This is a genomic window from Azospirillum sp. TSH100, from assembly GCF_004923295.1.
Lineage (GTDB): Bacteria > Pseudomonadota > Alphaproteobacteria > Azospirillales > Azospirillaceae > Azospirillum.
Genome location: NZ_CP039639.1, coordinates 355,996 through 381,917, shown reverse-complemented (window position 1 = coordinate 381,917; position 25,922 = coordinate 355,996). Strand labels below are relative to the sequence as shown.

Below are 25,922 nucleotides of genomic sequence, written 5' to 3'. Positions count from 1 at the left end.
CACGATGTCGCAACCGAGTGGCAAGCCCTGTGCCAAAGCGACGCAGCCCGGATTCCCGCCCTGCTCGGACGGCATGTTGTCAAAGCGACCGCGCGGGGTATGATGTCGGATGGACAACGAAGCGGTCATTTCGACACCAGTACTCCCGCTTGAAGAGGCTGGAGCCCTGTTGCAGGCGTTGGACGACCCGGCACGGCTGTGGCCGCTGCTGCTCGATCTGATGGCGCGTCATCTGCCCTGCGATGCCTGCGCTCTGCTGCGGCGGGACGACCGCACCGGAAGGGGACAGGCGGGCGAGAGGCTGCTGGTTCCGCTCGCTACCCGCGGGCTGAGCCCCGACACACTGGGCCGGCGCTTTGAACTCGACGAGCATCCTCGCCTGAAAGCCATTGCCGAAGCTGGCGACGAACCGCTGCGCTTCCCCGCGGATTGCGAGCTTCCCGACCCCTATGACGGGCTGATTCCCGACCTGCGCCAGCGACTGCATGTGCATGACTGCGTTGGAGCGCCGCTGACGGTCGACGGGCGGGCCTGGGGGATGCTGACCCTGGATGCGTTGAACGAAGGGCGTTTCGACGGTTGGCAGGAAGCGATCGCCGCTTGGGCCCGGCTGACCGCCGCCCTCGCCACGGCAGTGGAGCGGCGTGCCACCCTGTCCAGCGATGGCGGAACCGGCTTGCGCGTCCTCGACGATCCGCCGCAGGGGCTCGACTTCGATCCGATCGGCGCCAGCCCGGCGATGGCCAGCCTGCAGACGGAGATCGACACAGTCGCGGCCAGCGACCTCGTCGTGCTGGTGCTGGGCGAAACCGGAGTGGGCAAGGAACTGGTGGCGCGCCGGCTGCACGCCCGCTCCCGCCGGACCGCTGGGCCGCTGGTCCATGTCAACTGTGCCGCCTTGCCGGATGCGCTGGTCGAAAGCGAGCTGTTCGGCCATGTGCGCGGTGCCTTTTCCGGCGCGGTGGCCGACCGGCGCGGCAAGTTCGAGTTGGCCGACGGCGGCACCCTGTTCCTGGACGAGGTCGGCGAGCTGCCACTGGCGGCGCAGGCGAAGATGCTGCGGGCGTTGCAGAACGGCGAGATCCAGCGCGTCGGTTCCGACCGCCACATCACCGTCGATGTGCGGGTGGTCGCCGCCACCAATCGCGATCTGGGGGCGGAGGTGCGGGAGGGCCGCTTCCGTGCCGACGTCTATCACCGGCTCAGCGTCTATCCGCTGCGGGTGCCGCCGCTGCGCGATCGCGGCACCGACATCCTGCGGCTGGCCGGCCTGTTCCTGGAGCGCAACCGGGCGCGGCTCGGCCTGCGCAACCTGCGTCTCTCGGTGGCGGCGGAGCGGCGGATGCTGGCCTATCCCTGGCCCGGCAATGTGCGCGAACTGGAACACGCCATCGGTCGCGGCGCCATCCGTGCCCGCGTCGCCCGCCCGCCCGACGGTGGTGTTCTGACCCTGACCCCAGCCGATCTGGGGTTGGAGGAGGGCGAGGAGGGGGCCGTGATCGCGTCGACGGCCGTGCGGCAGCCCGGTTCGACGCCGTTGCGGGAGGTGCCCGACCTGCCGGAATTGCCGCTGCGCGACGCCGTGGAGGATCTGGAACGCCGGATGATCCGCGAGCATCTGGCCCGTCATGACGGCAACTGGGCGCAGGCGGCGCGGTCGCTCGGTCTCGACCGCAGCAACCTGTTCCGCCTTGCCCGGCGGCTGGGGTTGCGGGAATGAGCGGGGAGGGGCTGTCCTGGCGCGCGGACATCGACGCGCTGGTTTTCCAGCCGGCGGGCCATGGCGGCTGGTGTGCCATCCACCGGCTGGCCTTCCGTGCCCTGCTCGGCACGCGGGAGCCGGGGGTGGCGGATTGCCTCGCCTACGCCACCGCTCACCGTGCCGCCTTTGAGGCTGCGGCGGCCGGCAAGATCGCCCGGCGAGGCTGCGCCGCCGCGGCCAGCCTGCATCTGACCAGCCGCGACGTCGCCCGTCTGCTTTAGAACCCCATATGCCGCGGCATCCACAGCGCCAGATCCGGCCAGACCACGACGGCGGCGAGCGTCAGGAACATGGTCAGGATCAGCCACAGCACCCACGGAATGGTGCTTTCGATGGTGCAGCCGGCGATGCGGCAGGTGACCATCAGGTTGACGGCCATCGGCGGGGTAAACTGGCCGATGGCGATCTTCAGCGTCAACAGCACGCCGAACCAGACCAGATCCCAGTGATAGGTCATGGCGATCGGAATCAGCAGCGGCAGCAGGATGATGAAGGTCGAAACGCCGTCCAGAAAGGTTCCGATGACGATCAGCATGATCATCAGCAGGAACATCACCCCATATTCGCCGATGCCGAGATTGACGATGGCGTTGGCGATCGGGTCGATGATCGACAGCGTGCTCATCGCCCAGCCGAAGACGCTGGCCAGCGCGATGACGGTCAGGATGATCGCCGAAATCTCCGCCGCCTCGACCATCATCGAATAGAGGTCGCGGACTTTGATCGTGCGGTAGACCACCATGCCCAGCAGCAGGCCGTAGGCGACGGCGATCACCGCCGCCTCGGTCGGGGTGAAGATGCCGAGCCGCAGGCCGCCGAGGATCAGCACCTTGGCGAACATGCCGAGCGACGCATCCCACAGGCTGCTCCAGAAGGGCGGGCGCGGCTCGTTCGCCATGTTGCCGCCCAGATTGTAGCGCCGGGCGAGCCACAGGGTCGGAATGATCAGCGCCAGACCGGCCAGCGTCCCTGGAATGATGCCGGCGGCGAACATCGCGGTGACCGGGGCGGCCGGAACCAGCACGCTGTAGATGATGAGCGCGACCGAGGGCGGGATCAGGATGTCGGTGGCGGCCGCGGCGGCAATGACGCCGGCGATATAGGGGCGCGGATAGCCGGCGCGGATCATGCTGGGCGCCATCACACCGCAGACCGCCGCGGCGATGGCCGGGCCGGATCCGGCGATACCGCCCATCATCATGGCGACCACCACGGCGATCACCGCCAGCGCCCCCTTGCCCTGACCGATGACGGCAGTGGCAAAGCGCACCAGCTTCTGTGCCACACCCGAGCGGTCGAAGATGGTGCCGGCCAGCACGAACATCGGGATGGTCAGCAGCGGGTACTTGGCGATGCCGGTATAGACGCTGGTCGGCACCGAAATGACGCCCAGATGCGCGAAGCCGATGGCGGCGGTACCGGCAAGACCGAGGGCGACCGCGATCGGTACGCCCAGCAGCAGCATGAACAGGAAGGACCCGAACAGCATGGTGGTGATCACGCCTCGCCCTCCAGCTTTTCCGTCCGCTTGGCGATCCGGATCATGCGGCCGATCGCGCGCAGGGTGACGACGACCGACAGCAGCGGCAGCCAGATCGTATAGATCCACTGAGGAAGCCCGAGAGCCGGCGAGGTGACCTCGAATCGGTAATCGTCCCAGGTCGCCCAGGCGCCATAGCCCACCAGCAGGGCGAACATGGCGGCGGTGCAGGCCATGGCGAAGATCTCCGCCCGGCGACGGTTGGCAAGCGACAGCTTGCTGGTCAGGAAGGTGATCCGCATGTGGCGGTCCTTCACCACCGCGGCCGAGGCGCCGAGGAAGGTCATGATCACCATCAGCGCGATCGAATATTCCTCGGTGAAAGCGAAGGAGACATCGGTCAGGTAGCGCACCACGACGTTGGCGAAGGTGATCAGGGCCACCACCGCCATGGTGATGGCGACCAGCACCTCTTCGATGCCCAGGGGGACGCGGGGTTTCGGCACCGGCCGGACGACGGTGGGGTCGTGATCGCTCATATTGCCAGGGTCCAGATGGAGGGAGCGGGATTATTCCCTTCGCTGGTCAATCAATGCAAGAAACGATCTCTCTCCCGGATTACTCCGCCGGCATGCCGGCCATCCCGTCCTCGCAGAGCGTCTCCTCGCAGAGCGGGATGCGCAGAGTGAAGACGCTGCCCTCGCCAAGCCGGCTGTCCACCGTCACGGTGCCGCCATGCAAGGCGGCAATGCGCCGGACCATGTTCAGTCCGACGCCGCTTCCCGCCGCCGTTCCGGTGTTCGAGGCACGGAAGAAGCGGTCGAAAACCTGCTCGCGCTCGCCGTCCGGAATGCCGATGCCCTGATCGGTGATCGACAGCGCCAGCCACGGCCCATCCGCGCCAGTCTCTTCCCGGCCCCGCAGCCGGACCGGTGTGCCCGGTGAGGAATATTTCAGCGCGTTGTTCAGCAGGTTGTGGACGCACAATTCCAGCATCGGGCCGTCGCCCGTCAGCCAGGGCGGACAGGCGTCCAGATCCAGTTCGATGCGCCGTCCGGGTGCGGCGTCGCTCTGGGCCGAGGCGGCGGCGCGCAGCAGGGCCGGCAACGCCAGCCTGTCATGGCGCAGGGCGAAGTCGGGGTTGTTCAACCGGTCGTCAGCCAGGCAGGTTTCAAGGATGTTGATCTGGCGGCGCACGGCACGGCGGATCTTCTCCAGGCGCGGCAACATGCCGGGGGCCTTCACCTCAGCATCCATCAGCAGAAGCTGTGCCGCGCCGTCGATGATGGCGAGCGGGGTCTTGAACTCGTGCGCCGCCATCGACAGGAAGCCGTTCAGCGCCCGTTTCGCCTCCTGTTCCGCCGCCAGCCGCTCCTCGGCCTCCAGCCGGGCGAGGTCGAGGCGGCGCACGGTGTCCTCCAGCCGCAACTCGGCCTGGCGGCGGTGGGTGACATCGCGCAGCATCAGCAGGCAGCCGACCTTGCGCGCGCCTCTCCGCGCGGCGACATTGCCGGAGGTGAGCGGCACCCGGGTCGCTTCGAAGCTTCGTGGACCACCGTCCGGGCACCCCCCGTTCTCCAGCGTCAGCGGCACCGGCAGGGTGTCCTCCAATCCGTCGAGCGCCAACAGTCCGGGAAGTTCGGCCAGCCGGCGGCCGAGCGGCGTGCCGTCGCGCACCAGCGCCAAAGCGGCCGGATTCGCTTCCACCACGGTGCCGTCGGAATCCAGCACCAGCACCGGGTCGGGCACCGCGTCGAGCAGGGCGTCGCGGGCGACCGGCAGCAGGACGAACAGGCGCCGCCGGGTGATCAGCCAGTAGAAAACCGCACCCATCAGCAGGAAGCTGAAGGGGGTGGGTTCGAGGTCGAAGAAAGTCAGGTTGCCGGTGACATAGCCGACATTCGCGACCCACGGCACCGCCATCGCCACCAGGAAACCCAGGTAATGGGTGCGGTAGGCCGACGTGGCCCTGTGGATGCCGCTGGCGGTGACGACGATGCTCATCACCATGAAGGCGTAGAGATAGATGGTGACGACGAAGAACAGCAGGCCGTGGCTGTAGTGCAGGGCGGCCCCCGGCTCGTCGCTGATCGGCCGGACGGCGGTGTATATCAGCCGGTGGGCATCGTTGGTCAGCGCCGCCACCCAGGTCAGCGTCCCAACCGCCACCGGCACCAGCCGCCAGCGCGCCGACAACTCCTCCCGTGTGTAGGACCACAGGAACAGCGCCCAGAAGCTGGGGGTGCAGACGATGCCGAACCACGCCATCTCGGCCCAGAACAGCTTGTCCGCCGGGGCCGGAAGGATGGCTTCCATCGCCGCGGCTGTCGCCCACCAGGAGGCCGACAGCTGCATCGCCACGAAGTTGAATCGTCCCGGGAAGGGCGGCAGGGCCCAGCTGCGCCAAGCCGTCCACAAACTCGCCACCACCGCGGCAAGCAGAAGGAGTGCTGGCAGGCTCAGCATGGAAAAACGGACGCGACGGGCAAGATGGCTCCGGAAAGCGGTGCGGGCCGCAGCATGGACTCGCCAACCGCGAATCGGCAAGAGCCTGTGGCACCATGATAGGCTCGTTCCATCGTTGCGGAAACCGGTTGCGGTCCCGATAACAGGGGCTGGGAGTGACAGGGGGCCAGGGTGACGGAAACGGCGCGGAACAACCCACGCAACGAGGCGGAGACGGTGGCCGCCCCCTTGGAGGCTGATGCCTTCGCCGGCAATGCCGCGTTGCTGCGCAGCCGCGCCATCCCGTCGCTGTTCGAGGCGCTGGAAACCCAGTCCGAGGGCACGGTGGCGGTCGACCGCGACGCGCGTGTGGTATGGATCAACGCCAAATATGCCCGCATGCTCGGCATCTCCGACCCCGCCGAGGCCATTGGCCGCGAGGTGGAGGAGATCATCCCCCATTCGCAGATGCGCCATGTACTGGCGACCGGCCAGCCGATCCTGCTCGACCTGATGCTGTTCGGAACACAGCGGCTGGTTGTGACCCGCTTTCCGCTGACCGACGATGCCGGTGCGGTGATCGGCGCCGTTGGCTTCGTCCTCTATGACAGCCTGCACCGGCTGAAGCCCCTGCTTGCCGAACTGTCGCGGTTGGAGGCCGAACTGGCGGCGACCAAGCGCCGGCTCGACGAGGGACGGCAGCCGCGCTACACGCTGCAAAGCTACGTCGGCGACAGCCCGGTCTGCCTGGAGGTCAAGCGCAAGGCGCGGCTCGCCGCCCGCAGCGACGCGCCGATCCTGCTGCTGGGCGAGACCGGCACCGGCAAGGAACTGATCGCTCAGGCTATCCATGGCCTGTCGGCGCGCAGCGGCCGCTCCTTCGTCGGCGTCAATGTGGCGGCGATCCCGGAAACGCTGCTGGAGGCGGAATTCTTCGGCGCGGTGCCCGGCGCCTATACCGGAATGGACCGGCGTGGGCGGGAAGGGCGCTTCAAGACAGCGGACGGCGGCACCCTTTTCCTCGACGAGATCGGCGACATGCCGCTGGGGCTTCAGGCCAAGCTGCTGCGCGCCTTGCAGGAGCAGGAGATCGAGCCGCTGGGATCGGACCGGCCGGTGAAGGTCGATGTGCGGGTGATTGCCGCTACCAATGTCGATCTGGAGCAGCGGATCCGCGACGGCCGCTTCCGCTCGGATCTCTATTACCGGCTGAACGTGCTGCCAATCCGCCTGCCGGCCCTGGCGGAGATGGGGGGCGGGCTGGAGGCCATTGCGGAATCGATCCTACAGGAGATCGCCGCCCGCGGCGGTCTTCCGCTGCGTGGCCTGACACCGGAAGCGGTCGAGGCGCTGGGCCGGCACCGTTGGCCCGGCAATGTGCGCGAGCTGCGCAACGTGCTGGAGCGCGCCTGCCTGCTGACCGAGAACCGCCGCCTGACCGCCGCCGACCTTGCCGAAGCGCTGCCGGATCTGGGCGAAACGGCACCGGTAAAGCCTAATCCCACGTTCGTTCCGGCAATCGCCGGTGCGGAGCGGCCATCTCCGCCCCTGCCGGGCTATGGCGACGCCTTCGACGAGTTCGAGCGCGGGCTGCTCGGCCGTGCCCTTGCCGCCCATGGCGGCCGAGCGGCGGAGGCGGCACGGGCGCTCGGAATTTCCCGCGCCGCCTTCTATAAGAAGCTCGCCCGTCTGGGGATGCGCGCCGGCGGGTGAGGCCAGCGCGCATTCAGCTCACACCGGCCCGCATCACACCGGAAGCTGCTTCATCTGCGCGACGGCGGTCATCACGCCGCGGATTTCGGCCAGACCGCGCAGGCGGCCGATCATCGGATAGCCGGGGTGGGTCGGCTTGCCGATGTCGTCCAGCAGCTCATGGCCGTGGTCGGGGCGGAAGGGCAGGCGCCAGTTGTCGTTGCCGGCGTCCTGGCGGCGCTTCTGCTCCTCCAGCAGGGTGGTGACGACCGACACCATGTCGACATCGCCGCCGAGATGGTCGGCCTCCTCGAAGGACCCGTCCGGCTCCTTGGCGACGTTGCGAAGATGGACGAAGTGGATGTCCTCGACGAAGCGCTTGGCCATCGCGGGCACGTCGTTGGTCTGGCCGGCGCCCAGCGAGCCGGTGCAGAAGGTCAGGCCGTTGTTGGGCGACTTGACCGCGTTGATCAGGTGGGCGAGGTCGTCCTCGGTGCTGACCACGCGGGGCAGACCGAACAGCGGGCGGGGCGGGTCGTCGGGGTGGATCGCCATGCGGATGCCGACCTCTTCCGCCGTCGGGATCACCTCGCGCAGGAAGCGGGCCAGCGTCTCGCGCAGGCCATCGGCGGTCATGCCGTTGAAGCGCGCGATCATCTTGCGCAGGCCGGGGATGTCGTAACGGTCATAGGCGCCCGGCAGGCCGGCCATGATGTTGGTCAGCAGCTTGGCCCGGTCGCTTTCGGACGAGCGGTCGAACCATTCCTTGGCCTTGGCGAGAACCTCCGGCGAGTGGTCCGCCTCGGCGCCCGGACGCTCCAGCATGTAGACGTCGAAGGCGGCATGCTCATGGGCGTTGAAGCGCAGCGAGGTGCCGCCGCCCGGCAGCGCCGCCGCCAGCTCGGTCCGCGTCCAGTCCAGCACCGGCATGAAGTTGTAGCAGATGGTCGTCACGCCGCAGGCGGCGAGGTTGCGCATCGACTGACGGTAATTGTCGAACAGCTCGGTCAGGTCGCCCTCGCCGATCTTGATCGCCTCGTGCACCGGCAGGCTTTCGGTGACGGTCCAGCTGAGGCCGAGTTCCTCGTCGGACTCGATCATCGCCTTGCGCTTCTGGATCTCTTCGACCGACCAGACCACGCCGTAGGGGATATGATGCAGGGCGGTGACCACGCCGGTGGCGCCGGCTTGGCGGATGTGGTTCAGCTTGATCGCGTCTTCGGGACCGAACCAGCGCCAGGATTGTTCCATGGCTGCGAACTCCTTGGAAAGAGAGGGGGCTTTGGAAGTCAGGAGAAATCAGCGGAAAAGCAGGCTCGGCAGCCACAGCGACAGGGCCGGGATGTAGGAGACCAGGAACAGGATCAGGATGTTGCAGAGCAGGAAGGGCCAGATCGCCTTGGTGATGGCCCCCAGCGAGATCTTCGCGATGTTGGCGGCAACGAACAGGCAGACGCCGACCGGCGGGGTGGTCAGGCCGATCATCAGATTCAGCACGGCGAAGGTGGCGAAATGGATCGGGTCGATGCCGACCTGGGTCGCCACCGCCAGCAACGGCGGAAACAGAATGATCAGTGCCGCGATCGTCTCCATGAAGGTGCCGACGATCAGCAGCAGGATGTTGATCAGCAGGATGATCAGATACTTGTTGGTGGTCAGCGCCAGCATCGAGGCGGCGATGGCCTGCGGAATCTGCTCGCTGGTCAGGATCCAGCCGAAGACGTTGGCGAGGCCGACCAGCAGGATCAGGCCGCCCGCCCCGATGGCGCTTTCCAGCAGGATGCCGGGCAGCTGACGCAGCTTGAAGCCCTTGTAGACGAACAGCCCGATGACGAAGGCGTAGAGCGCCGCGACGATGGACGCCTCGGTCGGGGTGAAATAACCGCCGACGATGCCGAACAGGATGATCGCCGTCATCAGCAGCGCCCAGAAGGCGCCGCGGCTGGCACGGACCAGCGCGCCGAAGCCCTGCCAGGGCTCGCGCGGGTAGTTGCGCACCCGCGCCAGGATCCAGACCGTCAGCATCATGCCGAGACCCAGCAGCAGGCCCGGAACGGCGCCGGCCATGAACATCTTGCCGACCGACAGGCCGGTCAGGGTGCCGACGATGATCATCGGCACGCTGGGCGGGATGATCGGCCCGACGGTGGAGGCGGCGGCGGTCACCGCTGCGGCGAAGGGCGCGTCGTAGCCGGACTTGCGCATCGCCGGGATCATCACCGCGCCGATGGAGGCCGTTTCCGCCACCGCGGTGCCGGAGATGCCGGCGAACACCATCGACCCGGTGACGTTGGCGAGACCGAGGCCGCCGCGGATATGGCCGACCAGACGGTTGCTGAACAGCACGATCTGGTCGGTGATGCCGCCGCCGTTCATCAGGTTGCCAGCCAGCACGAAGCCGGGGATGCAGAGCAGGACGAAGCTGTCCATGCCCGCATACATGAACTGGGGAACCACGGCGAGGTCGATGTCGCTGCCGACCAGATAGACCGCCGAGGCGCCGCCCAGGGCGATACCCACCGGTGCGCCCAGGATCAGCAGGACGGCGAAGGTGACGAACAGTGCGGTGACCATCAGACGGTTTCCCCATGGCTGGGCGGGGCTGAATCGCGCCCGAGCCCGGCCAGCCGGGCAATCGAGAAGAAAGCGAGCGAGACCGGGATGATCAGCGTCACGATATAGACCCAGATCATCGGGACGTTGATGGACCGCGCCCGTTCGCCGATGCTGCCGACGACATAATCCCAGGCGCCGGGGATGATCGCGATGGCGAAGACCAGGATCGCCACGTCGACCAGCCGGGCCACGGCGGTCTGCATTGGCTTGGGCAGCAGCAGGATGAACATGTCGACGTTCACCAGCTCGCCGCGCAGCAGCGCCAGACCGCAGGAAAAGGCGACGAGATGGACCAGCGCGAAGCGGGCCACCTCCTCCGTCCAGGGCGGCGAGGGAAAGCCGGGAATACGTCCCAGCACCTGGATGGTCACCACGACGATGAGGACGCCGATGGCCGCCAGGGTACCCCAGCGACAAAGGGCGGATATGGCCGATACCAGGGCGGCAAAGGCGTTGCGCATGGAAATGGCTCTCGCGTTTGGAGGAGGATTACACCCTCTCCCGGGACGGGAGAGGGCTAGGGTCTCTCCCCTCACTTCACCGCGAGGATTTCGTCGTAGATCGGCTTGATTTCCGGCGACAGCGCCGCGACCACGGCCGGGCGGCCCTTCTCGGCGAAGGCGGCCTTGTCGACGGCGATGAACTCCATGCCCTTGGCCTTAAGGTCGGCGGCAAGCTTGGTCTCATCCTCGATGAACAGCTTGCGCTCGGCGGCCTGCGCCGCCTTGGCGGCCTCCATGATGGCGGCGCGCTGTTCGGCCGGCAGCTTGCCCAGCTTCTTCGACCCGCCGACCAGATAGATCCAACTGATGACGTGCTCCGTCTGGTTCACATACTTCTGGACCTCGTAGAAGCTCGCCGACTTGATCAGCGCCAGCGGGTTTTCCTGCGCCTCGATGGTGTCGTTCTGGAGGCCGGTGAAGACCTCCGAGAAGGCCATCGGCGTCGGCTTGGCGCCCAGACCCTGCCAGAAGGACACGAACAGCGGCACGTTGGGAACGCGCATCTTCAGGCCGTTCAGATCGTCCGGTGACTTGATCGGGCGCTTGCTGGTCAGATTGCGGGGGCCGCGGGCGAAATAGGTCAGCGGGACCAGTTGGGTCTTCTGCTCGATCGATTCGGCGATCTTCCTGCCCGGTTCACCGGTCACGACCTTGTCCAGGTGATCCAGGTCGCGGATGGCGTAGGGCACCGCCAGCAGTGCTGCAGCCGGCGCCCAGTTCTGTAGCGACTCACCGGTGATGGTGAAGTCGATGGTGCCCAGCTGGATGCCCTTGATCAGGTCGGTTTCCTTGCCGAGCTGCTCGTTGGGGAACACCTTGACCTCGACCGCGCCGTTGGTGCGCTTCGCCACTTCCTCGGCGAAGACCAGCGAGGCCTTGTGCCAGACATTGTCCTCGTTGGCGAGGTGGCCGAGCTTCAGCGTCGTCTTCGCCTGGGCGCGGACGATTGCCGGCGCGGCGATGCCGCCCAGCAGCGTCGCGCCGGCGGCGATGCCGGCGCCGAGGCCGATGCTCTTGGCCAGCGTGCGGCGCGAGATCGGGGTCTTGCTGTTCATCCTGGTGTCCCTCCATTTTGGGCGGATCGGGTCCGCCTTCGTTTGACTGATGGGATGTGGTCAGCTTTCGAAGTCGAGCTGGACCTTGATCGTGCTGGACGGGTCGGTCTCGATCAGCGAGAAGGCGCTCGCCGCGTCGGCGATCGGGAAGACCTGGGTGATCATCGCCGCCGGTTGCAGCTTGCCGCTCTCCAGCCACTCGATGACCTGCGGCAGCAGGCGGCGGTTCAGCCGCGAGCCGACCAGCGTCAGCTCCTTCTTCACGATCTCCTGCTGGCTGATGTTGCAGGGAGCCGGCGAGAAGCCGAGCAGGCCGATGCGCGCGGCCGGGCTGGCAAGGCGGCAGGCCTCCTCCAGCAGGGCCGGCACGCCGGCGCCGTCGATCACCACGGTGGGGCCGAGCCCGTCATTCTCGTCGCGTACAGCGTCTGGCACCGACACGCGCGACGAGTTGAGGACGACATCGGCGCCGAACTCCTTCGCCCGCTCAAGCCGCTTGTCATCCAGATCGGCGACGATGCAGCGGGCACCATGCAGCTTGGCGACCTGCACGATCGTCAGCCCGACCGTGCCGGCGCCATAAACGAGCAGCGTGTCGTCGGCAGCGATGCCGGTGCGCGACAGCACGTTGGCGGCGATGGACAGCGGCTCCGCCAATGCGGCGATCGAGATCGGCAGGTCGGAGCGCACCTTGATCGCGTTGGCGGCCGGCACCATTACATGGTTGCGGAAGCCACCGTCGCGATGGACGCCGAACACCTCCAGATTGGCGCAGACATTGGTGCGCCCGGCGCGGCAGGCATAGCAGCGGCCGCAGGACACCACCGGATCGACCACGACATGGTCGCCGACCGCAACATTGGTCACGCCGTCGCCGATTGCCTCGACCGTGCCGGCGAACTCGTGCCCGATCACGCGGGGGTAGACCGCGAAGGGGTTGGAACCGTGGTAGATGTGGAGGTCCGATCCGCAGATGCCGGCGCGCTGGACGCGGACCAGCACCTCGCCGGCCTTGACCGGCCCGGCGGCAGGGGCGTTTTCGGGGCGGAGCGCCAGCACATGCGGCTTTTCGACGGTCAGGGCAACCACGGGAACACTCCCTAAGAGAAGAGGATGCTGTGAGGAAGGGTCAGGCGGTCGCCGCGACGACAGCGCGGGCGCCATCGGCGAACAGGCGCTTGAGCGCGGCGATGACCGGGGCGGTGAAGCGCGGGTCGCGCGGCAGATCCTCGCCGAACACGGCGATCAGGCCGAACAGCGCCTCGGCCAACTGGTCGGGTTTCCCGACGGTGGCCGCTGCAATCTCCGCCAGCTTGGCGGCCAGTGGATCACGCACGTCGATGGGCTGGCCCTTCTCGTCGGTGCCGGCGACGTAGCGCATCCAGGCGGCGACTGCCAAGGCCAGCCGATCGATGGATTCTCCAGCGGCCAGCCGGTCGCGGATCGGGTTCAGCAGCCGCTGCGGCAGCTTCTGCGTGCCGTCCATGGCAATCTGCCAGGTGCGGTGGCGCAGCGCCGGATTGCGGAAGCGGGTGACCAGCGCGTCCTTGTACTGCTCCATATCCGCACCGGGCGGCATGTGCAGGGTCGGTCCAGTCTCCCGGTCCATCAGGTTGCGGACCAGCGTGGCGAAGGCCGGGTCGGCCATGGTGTCCGACACCGTCTCGTAACCTGCCAGATAGCCCAGATAGGCGATGGTGGAGTGGCTGCCGTTCAGCAGCCGCAGCTTCATCGTCTCATAGGGATGGACGTCTGCGACCAGTTCGACCCCTACCGCCTCCCAGGCCGGACGGCCGGCGGGGAAGCGGTCCTCGACCACCCACTGGGTGAAGGGCTCCGTCACCACCGGCCAGGCATCCTGCACGCCGAGCGCCTGCGACACGCGGGCGCGGTCTGCCTCGGTGGTGGCGGGGACGATGCGGTCGACCATGCTGTTGGGACAGGCGACCGTCTCGGCCACCCAGGCTCCGAACCCGGCATCGCGCAGTTCGGCGAAGCGGCGAAGGATGCGGGCGACGGTGTCGCCGTTGCTCGGCAGGTTGTCGCAGCTCAACACGGTGAAGGGGGACAGCCCGGCGGCACGGCGGCGCGCCAGCGCCTCGGCCAGGAAGCCGATGGCGGTGCGTGGCTTGCCCGGATTGTCGAGGTCGTGGCGGATGTCGGGATGGGCTTCGTTGAGGGCGCCGGTCGCCGGATCGTGGCAATAGCCCTTCTCCGTCACTGTCAGGGTGACGATGCGCACCGACGGGCGGCACATCCGCTCCAGCACCGCGTCCGGATCCTCATGCGCCACCAGCAGGTCCAGCAGGCAGCCGATCACCCGCAGCCGCTCCCCCTCCGCATCGCGCACCGCGACGGTATAGAGCCCGTCCTGCGGCTCCAGCGCGTCGCGGGTGTCGGGGCTGCGCAGGCTGACCCCGGCAATACCCCATGGTCCGAACCGCTTCTCCAGCAGGGCGTCGGTGTAGGCTGCCTGATGGGCGCGCTGGAAGGCGCCGACCCCAAGATGGACGATCCCGATCTCAAGATCCTTACGCTCGTAGCCCGGCCGTGCCACCGCCGCCGGCAGGGTCGAAAGGCCGGCAGAGCCAAGGCGCCGTGACGGGACGCCAGAAGGAGGGGTGTGAGACACGGACGATTGCATGGGAGCGTTTCCTTCCTGGCGAGCGGTTGGCTCGCATTCTTGTATGGTAGTATGTCAAGAAGTCTGGAGAAGGGCAACCCGGATTGTCGCCATCGCGAACCATATAGTGCCGGTAGCGGCAGTCCGCTGATACCGCCACTCCCGAAATCCAGCACCGCTCAACGCAGAGCGGCAACCCGCGACCGGCCACTGCTCCGCGAAGCCGTTTTCGGCATCGGCGTGGCACCGGCATCTTCCAGGGTGAACAGGTCGGGGAACTTGCCTTCCAGTTCGGGCAGCGAGGTCAGGATCTCGCGCAGATGCAGCCCCATCGCCGCTTCCGCCTTGACGGGATCGCGGGCGACGATCCCCTCAAGCACAGCTTGATGCTGTGCGATCAGCCGGCGGATCGGGGTGGCGTAGGGAACGCTGAGATAGCGGACGCGGTCCATCTGCGCCTTCGTCTCCTCGACGATGCGCCAAGCGTACTCGCACTCCGCTCCAATGGCGATGGTGCGGTGGAATGCCTCGTCCAGCTCCAGGAAACGCACCGGGACCGGTTCATCGGCGATGTCCCACTGGGCCTTCAAAAGCTCGCGCAGTTCAGCGATGCCAGCCGCCGTGATGGTCTCGCAGGCCTTGCGCACCACAGCGGTCTCCACCGCCTCTCGCACGAAGCGGGCGTCGAGCACCTGCTTGGCCGATATCTTGACGACGAAGCTGCCACGCTGCGGCCGGATGGTCAGCAGGCCGGCCTCGCTCAGCTTGATGAAGGCCTCGCGCACCGGCTGGCGGCTGACGCCGAGCTGGTCAGCGATCTCCTGCTCCGATAGGGCTTGGCCGGGGCGGAACTGCATCGTCACGATGGCTTGGCGCAGCACCCGGTACACGCGCCGCGCGATCGGTTCGCCGGATTCCACGTCGATCTTGTTCAGCATCGGCATGTCATGGTTTATGGCGCCTCGAAACCTGCCCGAAGGGCCGGAGCAACTGTCAGGTCCATCAGGATACTACCATACCAAGCGACCGGCAAGAGTATTTCCCGCCAACCATGCTTGGTACGATGCGGATTTTTCAACGAAAGCCCTCTCGGTCCAAAGAGTCCTTGTCAGAGTTCCACAAACGAAATGAGGGCATGTGTGGACGAAAATTACGGAAACTCCGTTCAAGATCATGACGTTGGCATCACGAACTTGAACGGAGCGGGCACCAACACCGGACTTAGGCAGCCGGACGCTTGCCGCGCCCGACGATCTGGGTCGGGTTCACGAAACGCAGGGCGACGATCAGCCAGACCAGCGTGGTCGCCATGTAGATGACTGCCATGGCGTCGATCGACTGCACCGCCCGCACGCCGGAGGCGAACACCGCATAGTAAAGCGCCACCACCAGCGTCTGGCTGCCGGGTCCTGAGACCAGGAAGGTCAGCTCGAACATGCCGATGGTCCGCACCAGCACCAGCAGCAGCGCCGCCAGTACGCCCGGCATCAGCATCGGCACCAGCACATGCACGAACATCTGGAAGATGTTGGCGCCGAAGACACGGGCAGCCGCCTCGGTGCGGGGATCGATCTGTTCGATGAAGGGGATCATCACCAGCACCACGAAGGGCACGGTCGGCACCAGATTGGCGAGGATGACGCCGGTCAGCGTACCGCCCAGTCCCGCCTTGTAGAGAACCGTCGCCAGCGGGATGCCATAGGTGATCGGCGGAACCAGCAGCGGCAGCAGCAAAAGTAGCATCACCGCCCGCTTGGCCGGGAACTCGCGCCGCGCCAGCGCATAGGCGGCGGGAACCCCCAGCAGGCCCGACAACAGGACCACCGCCCCGACCGCCTGGAAGGTGACCCACAGCACGTCGCCCAGCTGGAACTCGTCCCAGGCGGCGAAGTACCAGCGGGTGGTGAATCCCGCCGGCAGCCAGGTGCCGAGCCAGCGGGTCGCCACCGAGGAGGTCAGCACCGAGGCGATCAGCCCCATCAGATTGACGAGGAACAGCCCGATCACCGCCCAGACGGCGAAGACCCACAGGCGGGACATGATGGATTTCTGCATCGCCGTTTCTCCTCAGCCTTTGGCGCCCGCGGCGGGGCCGCGGTAGAACAGCGAGCGGCAGCCGAGAACCGCCACCACCACCAGCAATTGGACCGCCCCCATGATCATCGCGATGGCCGAGGCCATGGAGTAATCGTACTCCTCGAACGCGGCCTGATAGGCGGCGATGGAGATGACCCGCGTGGCGTTAGCCGGATCGCCGACCAGCACTGCCGATGGCAACACCGAGTAAGCCTGGACGAAGGACAGGCAGAAGGTGATGGCAAGGCCCGGCACCAGCAGCGGCAGGAAGACCTCGCGGAACCGCGCGGCCGGTCCGGCGCCCAGCGTCGCCGCCGCATTCTCCAGCGACGGGTCGATGCCGGTGACGTAGGACAGCGTCAACAGGAAGGTGAAGGGGAAGCCGGTCAGCACCAGCGAGATGAAGACGCCCCAGTAGCCGTTCAGTACCGAAATCGGCGTGGACAGCAGACCGACGGCCATCATCGCCCGGTTGAACCAGCCCTGCGGCCCGAAATAGAACAGCATGCCTTCGGCGACCAGCACGGTTCCCAGCGTGATCGGCAGCACCAGCAGGGTGGTCAGCAGCCGCTGGCGCCGCATCAGCCGCACCCGGAAGGCGATGGGGATGGCGATCAGCAGGTTCAGCAGCGTCACCGGAAAGGCGAGGCGCAGCGTCTTGAAGATGGTGCCGTAGAGGAAGGGATCGCTGAAGAACCGGGCATAGTTGCCGAACAGCGCCCCGTCCTTTGGCTGGAAGGACAGCACCAGCCCATACAGGAACGGGTAGATGAAAAGCCCCAGGATCAGCGCCACGCAGGGCAGCACCAGCAGGGTTGCGCCGTCGATGCCGCGTGCCGCCAGCTTCTGGCGCAGGGTCGGCCCCTCGGCTCGGCTTTCCAGGACGGCGCTCATCGCGCGTCCCCGAACACCAGCACGCGGCCGGCATCGGCGCCGAGCCGCACGGCGGCACCCCGTTGCAACGGATAGGGGGAGGCGAAATGCAGCTCTGTCCCCGATGCGGTGACGCCGACGCCGTGGAAGCCGCGCCCGCGATACTCCACCGCCTCCACCCGCACCGGGATGCCGCTGTCGGTGCCGGTCGGCTCAAGGTCGTCGGGGCGGATCGCCGCGACGGCCGCCTTGCTTGCGGACGCAGCCCGCATCCGGCCGCGGATCACCGTGCCTTCGATGTTCAGCAGGGCATCCTCGCCCTCCATCCCCACCAACTCACCGTTGACCCGGTTGCGGAAGCCCATGAAGTCGGCGACGTCGAGATGGGCGGGCAGGGCATAGAGTTCGGCCGGGGTGCCGACCTGCCGGATGGCACCGTCACGCAGCACGACGATGCGGTCGGCCAGCGACAGCGCCTCTTCCTGGTCGTGGGTGACATAGATGGTGGTGGAGCCGAGCGACTGGTGGATGCGGCGGATTTCCTGGCGCATCTCCAACCGCAGCTTGGCGTCCAGGTTGGACAGAGGCTCGTCCATCAGCACCAGTGGCGGCTCGACCACAATGGCGCGGGCGATGGCAACGCGCTGCTGCTGGCCGCCTGAGAGCTGGCCTGGCAGCTTTTCCGCCTGCGATTCGAGGCGCACCGCCGCAAGGGCGGCGTCGACGCGCTTTTCCAGCTCCGGCTTCGGCACGCCGCGCATGCGCAGGCCGAAGCCGATGTTCTTGCGCACGGTCATGTGCGGGAACAGGGCGTAGTTCTGGAAGACCATGCCGAAGCCGCGCTCTTCCGGCCGCAGCACGTCGACCCGCCGGTCGTCCAGCATGATGCGCCCGCCGCTGACCGGCAACAGGCCGGCGATGCAGTTCAGTGCCGTTGTCTTGCCGCAGCCCGAGGGGCCGAGCAGGGCGATGAACTCGCCCCGCTCGATGGTCAGGTCCAGCCCTTTCAGCGCGGTGAAGGCGTCGAATTCCCGCCTCACTCCCTGAAGGTGCAGTTGCTTGAAGGTGGCGGGTCCGACGGTCATTCCGGGGTCCTGTGGCTGGGTGAGGCAATGTCGTCAGAAGCCCTCCATCCGTTGCCGGACAAAGGGCTCCTTCTCTTCACGTCGTCGGCTTGAAAGCGGTTACTTGCCCTTGCGCGCGCCGATCTCCTCGTCCCAGCGGCGGAAGGCCTGGACCAGCTTGTCGGCGGCGAGCGGCAGTTCGATGGGGTTGTCAGCGATCAGCTTGTCGTAGGACGGGCGGCCATATTCGGCGATGGCGTCCTGGCTTTCCTTCGGCGCCATGGCGAGCGTCACGCCCTTCACCGCGGGGCCGGGATAGAAATAGCCCTCGTCATAGGTGTAGGCCTGCTGCGCCGGCGTCAGCAGATGGTTCATCAGGTCCAGGAGGACGGCCAGCTTTTCCGCCGACACGCCCTTGGGGATGCACATGTAATGGGCGTCGGCGACCCAGCGGAAATTCTCCACGGCGAACACCTCCGCCGACTTCGGCACCACACCGAGCACCCGCGGGTTGATGTCCCAGCCGGTGGTCGACACGATGATGTCGAGCGACCCTTCGCCCAGCGCCTTCATGGTCGGCGTGGTGCCGGCCGGATAGGCCTCGATGGTCTCGCCCAGCTCGCGCAGGTAGGCCCAGGTCTTCTCCCAGCCATTCACCGGGTCCTTCGGATCCTTGTCGCCCAGGATATAGGGCAGTCCCATCAGAAAGGTGCGGCCGGGGCCCGAGTTGGCCGGGCGGGCATAGGCGAAGCGCTTCGGATTGGCCTTCGCCCAGGCCAGCAACTCCGCAGCGGTCTTCGGCACCTGCTTCACCCGTTCCGGCGCATATTCGAACAACGGCCCGGAGGGGTAATAGGTCACGACGACACCCTGGCCCTCGGCGAGGCCCTGCATGCGGGCGGCCGGTTCCAGATAGATATCGGACAGCTTCGGCAGGTCGGCGGCGCGGTCCGGCAGCAGATTGACCCACAGCTTCTGATCGATGCCGGCGGACAGTACGTCGGTACCGGTCAGCACCAGATCGATGTCGACACGGGCGGCGTCCTGCTGCGCCTTCAGCTTGCCGGGAAGTTCAGGCGCCGGCGCCTTGGAGAAGACGATGCGCGAGGCCCAGTCGGGCTTGGCCTTGCGGTAATTCTCGATCGCCTTCTGGGTCAGCGCCAGATTGCCGGCGACGTCCACCACGTTCAACGTGACCGGGCTCGACGGCTTCTGCAAGGCCGCAAAAACCGGCCGGCCGGTGGCAAGCAAACCGGCTGTGCCGGCGGATGCCGCAAGGAAGCCGCGTCTTGAAATCCCGAGGTCGATCATGGGGGTCCCTCCCGTTCAGGCTTTTTGGAGTGTGGCCGGCATGCTGGAAGCGGCCGGCGCCCGAAAGGCCCGGCCGAACTGTGACGGATGTCGCGGAAGATGCGGATAATTTGTAACCCATCCGAATGCTAGTATGGTAGCCGGGCGCCCGCAAGCTGAAACTTGTATGGTAGCGCTCCAGTGCATACGATTTTGTGTGGGAAGAGGTGGTTGGCCGGGTGGTTGCGCATTGCCATATGCGACGTCGCATTTCTCAGCGCTGCGACTTTTGGAAATCATTTCGCACCAGCACACGGACGGTTGAAACTTCTGACAGAATCGGCATGCTGTCGCCGATGGTCTGACCACTTCGCGTGCAGGGGCTGCCTCCTGCCCGAAAAATGATCATCCTCGTTCGCGCATCGACCCGTATCCGTCCATCCTCGACCAGGAAACCGTCGCCCATGTCCGCCATCCTGCTGCAGGAAAGTTCCGAGACGAAGGACCAGCCGCTCCGCGAAGACATCCGCCTGCTGGGGCGCATTCTGGGCGACACCGTCCGCAGCCAGGAAGGGGAGGCGGTGTTCGACATCGTCGAGCGCATCCGCCAGACCTCCATCCGCTTTCACCGCGAAGAGGACCAGGGCGCCCGCAAGGAGCTGGAAGGTATCCTGAACAGCCTGTCGCCGCCGCAGACGGCGCGGGTTGTGCGGGCCTACAGCTTCTTCTCGCACCTCGCCAACATCGCCGAGGACCAGCACCACATCCGCCGCACCCGCGCCCATGCGCTCGCCGGGTCGGCCCCGCGCGAAGGCACCATGGCCCATGCGCTGGACGAGGCGGCGAAAGCCGGCGTCACCACCCAGCAGCTGAAGGAGTTCTTCGACGGCGCGCTGGTCAGCCCGGTGCTGACCGCCCACCCCACCGAGGTGCAGCGCAAGAGCATTCTGACGGTGCAGATGGAGGTCGCCAAGCTGCTGGCCGAGCGCGACCACGGTCCGATGACGCCGGAGGAGGAGGAGACCAACCTCGAATCGCTCCAGCGTGCCGTGCTGACCCTGTGGCAGACCGCGATCCTGCGCGCCACCAAGCTGGCGGTGACGGACGAGGTGGCCAACGGCCTGACCTTCTACGACTACACCTTCCTGCGCGAGATGCCGCGCTTCTACGCCCAGCTGGAAGACCATCTGCGCAGGACCGACCCGTCCTGGACGACGACCGAACTGCCGTCCTTCCTGCGCATGGGCAGCTGGATCGGCGGCGACCGTGACGGCAACCCCTTCGTCACCGCCCCCGTCCTGCGTCAGGCGATGCGGATGCAGAGCACCCGCGCCCTGCAATTCTATCTGGACGAACTGCACACGCTGGGGTCGGAGCTGTCGCTCAGCACCCGTGTCATCGACGTATCGGAGCCGCTGCGCCAGCTGGCTGAACGCTCGCCCGACCCCTCGCCGCACCGCAAGCTGGAACCATACCGCCGCGCCATCTCCGGCATCTATGCGCGGGTGGCCTCGACGCTGCGGACGCTGGACGGGCTGGAGGCGCCGCGCCACGCCGTGGGCGACGCGCCGCCCTATCTCACCCCGGCGGAATTCCGCGCCGACCTCGACATCATCGACCGTTCGCTGACCGTCAACGGCTCGGCCGCACTCGCCAAGGGCCGGCTGCGCCACCTGCGCCGCGCGGTCGATCTGTTCGGCTTCCATCTGGCCAGCATCGACCTGCGCCAGAACTCCGACGTGCATGAGCGGTCGGTGGCGGAGCTGCTGTCCTTCGCCGACGCCGGTATCGATTACAAGGCGCTGTCGGAGGACGAGCGGATCGCGCTGCTGGTCAGCGAACTGGAGACCAACCGCCCGCTCGCCTCGCGCTACGCCGATTATTCGGAGGAAACCAACTCCGAGCTCGACATCCTGCGCACTGCCGCCGATGCCCGCGCCCGCTTCGGCGCCGATGCGGTGGTGAACTGCGTCATCTCCAAGACCGACGGCGTGTCGGACATCCTGGAGGTCGCCGTCCTGCTGAAGGAAGCCGGGCTGCTGCGGCCGAAGGACAAGGCGCTGGACCTGAACATCGCGCCGCTGTTCGAGACCATCGGCGATCTGCGCAACTGTGCCGCCACCATGGACCGGCTGCTGTCGATCCCGACCTACCGGCGCTTCCTGGAAAGCCGCGGCAATCTTCAGGAGGTGATGCTCGGCTATTCGGACAGCAACAAGGACGGCGGGTTCCTCACCTCCGGCTGGGAGCTGTACAAGGCCGAGATCGCGCTGGTCGAGGTGTTCGCCAAGCATGGCGTGCGGCTGCGGCTGTTCCATGGCCGCGGCGGCTCGGTCGGCCGCGGCGGCGGCCCCAGCTATCAGGCGATCCTGGCCCAGCCGGCCGGTGCCGTACAGGGAGCCATCCGCATCACCGAACAGGGCGAGGTCATCGCCGGCAAATATTCCAACCCGGAAGTCGGCCGCCGCAACCTGGAAACGCTGGCGGCGGCGACGCTCGAAGCAACGTTGCTGCACCCGGAATCGGCCGCCCCCTGCACCGACCTGTTCCTCCAGACCATGGAAGAACTGTCGGAGCATGCCTTCAAGGCCTATCGCGGGCTGGTCTATGAGACCGAGGGCTTCGAGACCTATTTCTGGGAATCGACGGTGATCGGTGAGATCGCCAACCTCAACATCGGCAGCCGCCCTGCCTCGCGCAAGAAGTCGACCAGCATCGAGGATCTGCGCGCCATTCCCTGGGTGTTCAGCTGGGCCCAATGCCGCCTGATGCTGCCGGGCTGGTTCGGTTTCGGGTCGGCGGTGAAGGCCTATCTGGCCCAGCATCCCGACGGCATGGAGCGGCTGCGCGCCATGCACCGCGACTGGGGCTTCTTCAGCACGCTGCTGTCCAACATGGACATGGTGCTGTCCAAGTCGAACATCGCCATCGCCTCCCGCTATGCCGGTCTGGTGTCGGATCCGGCACTGCGCGACGCCATCTTCACCCGTATCCGGGCGGAGTGGCAGGACAGCATCGATGCCCTGCTGGCGATCACAGAACAGACGGCCCTCTTGGAGAAGAACCCGCTGCTGGCGCGGTCGATCCGCAACCGCTTCCCCTATCTGGACCCGCTGAACCATGTGCAGGTCGAACTGCTGAAGCGTCACCGCACCAGCGACAGCGGCGAACAGATTGCCCGCGGCATCCACCTGACCATCAACGGCATCGCCGCCGGCCTGCGCAACAGCGGCTGATCCCGTTACCGCATCGCAGCGACAGGCGACGTTCCGCCGCATGGTTGCCCATGGAAACGCCCTTCCTCAGCCAAGAGGAAGGGCGTTTTATGTTTGTGGACAAATGGGTTGGTCCGCCTTGCTCTACTCTTGTGCGCTGCACGGCCAACTCTTCGGCATTGCAAAACAAACTGCGGATTTCGGGGAAAAAGCCAAAATAAGTCACGAAATATCGACGAAAAATCCTGGTTGAACACTGATGAGTATTTTGATACCTCATGCCTCCCCGAGAGGAGAAATGGTATGACCACTCAGTCACAGCAGCAGCAAATGGCGCAACCGCACCAACAGCGGGCGACCACCAACACCCTGGGCAACAACACCCAGGGCGGCGCAACCGACACTCATGAGGAATTTTGCGGCGGAGCCTGCGGTGCCGGTGCCGGCGCCGCGGTGATCTGGCGGCCGATCACGGTCGAGACCCGGCGCTGACCAGCGACGGATTCCGCATGGAAAAAGCCCCTCTCCATTGACGGGAGAGGGGCTTTTTTTTCAGGCTTCCGTGGAATGGCTGATCGGTCAGCCCGCCCGCATACGGTTGACCAGACTATCGACCTGCGAGCCCAGCGAGCGCACCTCGTCCGCAACGGTGGAGGAGGCGGTCAGCACCCGGGTGGCTGACTCGCCGGATTCCGCGGCGGCGCGGGCGACGGAATCGATGTTGCGCCGGACATGCTGGGTGCCGTCGGCGGCTTCGCCGACATTGCGGGCGATCTCGCGGGTGGCGGCACTCTGCTGTTCCACCGCGGCGGCGACGGTGGCGGCGATCTCGTTGATCTCGCGGATGGTGCCGGCGATTGAGCGGATGGCGTCCACCGCGTCCTGCGTTACCGCCTGCATCGCCTGGATCTGGCTGGAGATTTCCTCCGTCGCCTTGCCGGTCTGGTTGGCAAGGCTTTTCACCTCGCTCGCCACCACGGCGAAGCCTTTCCCCGCCTCGCCGGCACGGGCCGCTTCGATGGTCGCGTTCAGCGCCAGCAGGTTGGTCTGGCTGGCGATGTCGTTGATCAGCTGAACCACCTCGCCGATCTTGTTGGCCGACTGCGACAGCCCCTCGACCGTGCGGTCGGTGCGTTCGGCCTCGGTCGCCGCCTTGCGGGCGATCTGGCTGGAAGCATGGACCTGACTGCCGATCTCCTGGATCGAAGCCGACAATTCCTCGGTCGCAGCGGCAACCGCCTTGACGCTGCCTTCGGCCTGTTGGGAGGTGCTGGCGGCGGTCGCGGCCTCGCCGGTCGTGGCCTCGGCGTTGCGGCTCATCCGCTGGGCCATGTCCTGCATCTCGCCGGCGGCGCGGGCGACGCGGTCAAGCACGCCGCGGACGCTGCTCTCGAAATTCTCCGCCATCTCGACCATGGCGCGGCGGCGTTCGCCGGCGGCACGGCTGCGTTCCGCTTCGGCCCGCGCGTTGGCAGCGCTCGCCTCGTTGGCGGTGTCGCGGAACACCATCAGGGCTCGGGTCATGTCGCCGATCTCGTCCGAACCGGCGGCGGGGATCGCCGCGTTCAGGTTGCCGGCGGCGATCGCCCGCATGGCGTCGGACAGCGCGCTCAGCCTGGCGACGATGTTGCGGCCCACCACGAACCAAGCCAGCGCGGCGGCGCCGATCAGGCTGGCGGCCGCGAACAGGATCAGCATCTTGCGGCCGGCCGACAGGGCATCGGTCGCCCCGGCCGCGGCGGCGTCCGCCTCCTGCTTCATCGCGGCGATCTGGTCGTCGATCATGCCGGCGAACTGCCGGGCGATCTGGCGGTTTTCCGCCAGAACCTTCTCGTTCTCGGCGGCGGCGTCGAGTTCGGAGCGGCGGAGCTTGAACAGACTGTTGTCGCCCTTGCCGAAACCGGCCAGCGCCTCTGCACTCTCGACCAGCTTCGGAAGACCGATGTCCCCCGCCGCCTTCAGCACCTTCAGCCGCTCCTCCATCGCCTTGGCGGCGGCGGTGAAGCGGGTTTCCAGCATGGCGAGCCGATCGGCGCTGGGCGCCTGCGTCGCCTCGTTCAGCGCGCCGACGGTGGTGGACGCGTAGGTCGACAACTCCAGGTATGTGCGGAAGCGGACCAAACCATCGCCCAGCAAATCCTGCATGGAATCGCGGGTCTGCGATCGGACGTTGACACTCGAAAGCTTGATCTCGGCTTTCAGCCGCATCAGCGGCGATTCCATCTGGTCGAGCAGGGCGGCCTGCCGGCGGGCGGCATCGGTCAGGATTTCGGTCGTCTTCTGACGGATGGCGTCACGCTCGGCGCTGCCCGTCGGCAGTTCCAGCGCCTTGCGGCGGAGGTCGAAGACACCGGTGGCACCGTCTCCCAACTGGAAGAAGGCGTCCAGCCCGTCGGAGGTCTCCTTGCTCAGCCGGCTGCCGACCTGGGCGGTGGCGCTGACCATGCGGGCGGCCGCTTCCAGATAGGTCTGCTGGTATTGCGTGACGGCGAAGGCGGTTTCGGCGCTGCCGGCCCGGGTCAGCGACTCCGATGCGACGCCCAGGTCACCGCGCACCTCGTACATGGTGATCAGAGAACGGACGGCATCGCCCAGGGCGTTCATGTCGCGCTCGGTGCTGCTGTCCAGCGTTTCGCCCTTGCCACGCAGGGTGGCGCCGGCCTTGTCGGTCAGGGGAGCGAGTAGGCCGAGGAAGACGTCGTAGGCCTTGGCCAGATCGGCCACCATCGTCTCGCGCGTGCCGCGGACGGACAGGCGCAGGTTGGCGGCGGCGTTGCCACGCTCCAAGGTCGCGATCAGACCCTGGGTCTTGGCGCGCAGCTCGCCGATCCGGGAATCCCCTGACCGGTGTGACGCCAGTTCCTCCACCAGGGCGCCCAGCGTCTTGCCGTTGCCCATGATCTCGCCATAGACGCGCTCGCGCTCGCTCTGGCTTTCCGCCGCCGCCAGCACAGGGGCGGCGGCGGCGATGCCGCTGCTCTCGCCGGACAGACGCTTGGCCAGTTCCATCTCCGGCAGGCCGGTGCCGACGATCTGCGTCAGCGGCCGTTCCACCGCCGAAAAGGACGTCAGACCGACCATGCTGGCGGCGACCGTCATGCCGGCCATGCCGGCGAAGGCGAGCAGAAGCTTGCCGCGCACCCCCATCCTGCGGCCGCCTGCGGCACCGGTTGGGCGGTCGGGCATCGAGGTGTCGTCGCGCGCGTCCATCGTCATATGCGTCCTGCT

At 66.9% G+C, this 25,922-nt stretch carries 21 protein-coding genes; 5 read left to right on the top strand and 16 right to left on the bottom strand.

The features are described 5' to 3' along the window. Window positions 1-109 precede the first annotated feature (109 nt). Together norR and E6C72_RS29680 are read left to right on the top strand one after the other, a co-directional pair. Window positions 110-1,720 carry a nitric oxide reductase transcriptional regulator NorR gene (gene norR, locus E6C72_RS29685; RefSeq protein WP_109865131.1) on the top strand — a complete coding sequence of 537 codons (1,611 nt, stop codon included), beginning with the start codon at window positions 110-112 and terminating at the stop codon, window positions 1,718-1,720. Then, window positions 1,717-1,983, top strand: coding sequence for a hypothetical protein (locus tag E6C72_RS29680; RefSeq protein WP_109865132.1), 267 nt, complete (start codon window positions 1,717-1,719; stop codon window positions 1,981-1,983). Before norR ends, E6C72_RS29680 begins: the two co-directional genes overlap by 4 nt. On the opposite strand, the gene E6C72_RS29675 is transcribed toward E6C72_RS29680, so the two are convergent. The 3 genes from E6C72_RS29675 to E6C72_RS29665 form a co-directional block, all read right to left on the bottom strand. Continuing rightward, on the bottom strand, window positions 1,980-3,263 hold the full coding sequence (locus E6C72_RS29675) for a TRAP transporter large permease (protein ID WP_109865133.1): 1,284 nt from the start codon (window positions 3,261-3,263) through the stop codon (window positions 1,980-1,982). The genes E6C72_RS29680 and E6C72_RS29675 overlap by 4 nt on opposite strands. Next, the gene (locus E6C72_RS29670; RefSeq protein ID WP_109865134.1) at window positions 3,260-3,781 is read right to left on the bottom strand and encodes a TRAP transporter small permease; all 522 of its coding nucleotides are present in this window, start codon (window positions 3,779-3,781) and stop codon (window positions 3,260-3,262) included. The genes E6C72_RS29675 and E6C72_RS29670 overlap by 4 nt, the downstream gene beginning before the upstream one ends. A 79-nt stretch (window positions 3,782-3,860) precedes the next feature. Next, entirely contained in the window at window positions 3,861-5,708 is a 1,848-nt protein-coding gene (locus E6C72_RS29665; RefSeq protein WP_109865135.1) for a histidine kinase N-terminal 7TM domain-containing protein, read from the bottom strand. 171 nt (window positions 5,709-5,879) lie between these two features. On the opposite strand from E6C72_RS29665, the gene E6C72_RS29660 reads away from it, so the two are divergent. Then, window positions 5,880-7,400, top strand: a complete 1,521-nt coding sequence (locus E6C72_RS29660) for a sigma-54-dependent Fis family transcriptional regulator (RefSeq protein ID WP_247876130.1) — start codon at window positions 5,880-5,882, stop codon at window positions 7,398-7,400. A gap of 33 nt (window positions 7,401-7,433) precedes the next feature. Here E6C72_RS29660 and uxuA read toward each other — a convergent pair whose 3' ends face one another. The 12 genes from uxuA to E6C72_RS29600 all read right to left on the bottom strand — a co-directional run bounded on the left by uxuA (window position 7,434) and on the right by E6C72_RS29600 (window position 19,945). Then, window positions 7,434-8,630, bottom strand: a complete 1,197-nt coding sequence (uxuA, locus tag E6C72_RS29655) for a mannonate dehydratase (RefSeq protein WP_109865136.1) — start codon at window positions 8,628-8,630, stop codon at window positions 7,434-7,436. 48 nt (window positions 8,631-8,678) lie between these two features. Then, window positions 8,679-9,953 carry a TRAP transporter large permease gene (locus E6C72_RS29650; RefSeq protein ID WP_109865137.1) on the bottom strand — a complete coding sequence of 425 codons (1,275 nt, stop codon included), beginning with the start codon at window positions 9,951-9,953 and terminating at the stop codon, window positions 8,679-8,681. Continuing rightward, the gene (locus tag E6C72_RS29645; protein ID WP_109865138.1) at window positions 9,953-10,456 is read right to left on the bottom strand and encodes a TRAP transporter small permease; all 504 of its coding nucleotides are present in this window, start codon (window positions 10,454-10,456) and stop codon (window positions 9,953-9,955) included. Before E6C72_RS29645 ends, E6C72_RS29650 begins: the two co-directional genes overlap by 1 nt. A gap of 71 nt (window positions 10,457-10,527) precedes the next feature. After that, window positions 10,528-11,553, bottom strand: a complete 1,026-nt coding sequence (locus E6C72_RS29640; RefSeq protein WP_109865139.1) for a TRAP transporter substrate-binding protein — start codon at window positions 11,551-11,553, stop codon at window positions 10,528-10,530. 60 nt (window positions 11,554-11,613) lie between these two features. Continuing rightward, a complete protein-coding gene (locus E6C72_RS29635) occupies window positions 11,614-12,642 on the bottom strand; it encodes a Zn-dependent oxidoreductase (RefSeq protein WP_109865140.1) in 1,029 nt (342 codons plus the stop codon). Window positions 12,643-12,682: 40 nt separating this feature from the next. After that, the gene (locus E6C72_RS29630) at window positions 12,683-14,197 is read right to left on the bottom strand and encodes a mannitol dehydrogenase family protein (RefSeq protein WP_109865141.1); all 1,515 of its coding nucleotides are present in this window, start codon (window positions 14,195-14,197) and stop codon (window positions 12,683-12,685) included. Between the two features lie 158 nt (window positions 14,198-14,355). Next, complete coding sequence (locus E6C72_RS29625; protein WP_247876131.1) at window positions 14,356-15,120, bottom strand: GntR family transcriptional regulator; 765 nt, start codon at window positions 15,118-15,120, stop codon at window positions 14,356-14,358. A gap of 277 nt (window positions 15,121-15,397) precedes the next feature. After that, complete coding sequence (locus E6C72_RS29620) at window positions 15,398-16,231, bottom strand: ABC transporter permease (RefSeq protein ID WP_109865142.1); 834 nt, start codon at window positions 16,229-16,231, stop codon at window positions 15,398-15,400. Window positions 16,232-16,243: 12 nt separating this feature from the next. Next, window positions 16,244-17,146 (bottom strand): ABC transporter permease, encoded by a 903-nt coding sequence (locus E6C72_RS29615; protein ID WP_109865143.1) that lies wholly within the window; start codon window positions 17,144-17,146, stop codon window positions 16,244-16,246. Beyond that, complete coding sequence (locus tag E6C72_RS29610) at window positions 17,143-18,210, bottom strand: ABC transporter ATP-binding protein (protein ID WP_109865144.1); 1,068 nt, start codon at window positions 18,208-18,210, stop codon at window positions 17,143-17,145. The genes E6C72_RS29615 and E6C72_RS29610 overlap by 4 nt, the downstream gene beginning before the upstream one ends. A gap of 99 nt (window positions 18,211-18,309) precedes the next feature. Further along, window positions 18,310-19,500 carry an extracellular solute-binding protein gene (locus E6C72_RS29605; protein WP_109865145.1) on the bottom strand — a complete coding sequence of 397 codons (1,191 nt, stop codon included), beginning with the start codon at window positions 19,498-19,500 and terminating at the stop codon, window positions 18,310-18,312. A 253-nt stretch (window positions 19,501-19,753) separates the two neighbouring features. Next, complete coding sequence (locus tag E6C72_RS29600; RefSeq protein WP_109865146.1) at window positions 19,754-19,945, bottom strand: hypothetical protein; 192 nt, start codon at window positions 19,943-19,945, stop codon at window positions 19,754-19,756. Between E6C72_RS29600 and ppc the strand changes: the two genes are divergently transcribed. Further along, on the top strand, window positions 19,944-22,715 hold the full coding sequence (ppc, locus tag E6C72_RS29595; RefSeq protein ID WP_109865147.1) for a phosphoenolpyruvate carboxylase: 2,772 nt from the start codon (window positions 19,944-19,946) through the stop codon (window positions 22,713-22,715). The two genes, E6C72_RS29600 and ppc, sit on opposite strands and share 2 nt — an antisense overlap. Before the next feature lie 282 nt (window positions 22,716-22,997). Continuing rightward, window positions 22,998-23,186 (top strand): hypothetical protein, encoded by a 189-nt coding sequence (locus tag E6C72_RS29590; protein ID WP_109865148.1) that lies wholly within the window; start codon window positions 22,998-23,000, stop codon window positions 23,184-23,186. 87 nt (window positions 23,187-23,273) lie between these two features. Here E6C72_RS29590 and E6C72_RS29585 read toward each other — a convergent pair whose 3' ends face one another. After that, window positions 23,274-25,910, bottom strand: coding sequence for a methyl-accepting chemotaxis protein (locus tag E6C72_RS29585; RefSeq protein WP_109865149.1), 2,637 nt, complete (start codon window positions 25,908-25,910; stop codon window positions 23,274-23,276). Window positions 25,911-25,922 lie beyond the last annotated feature (12 nt).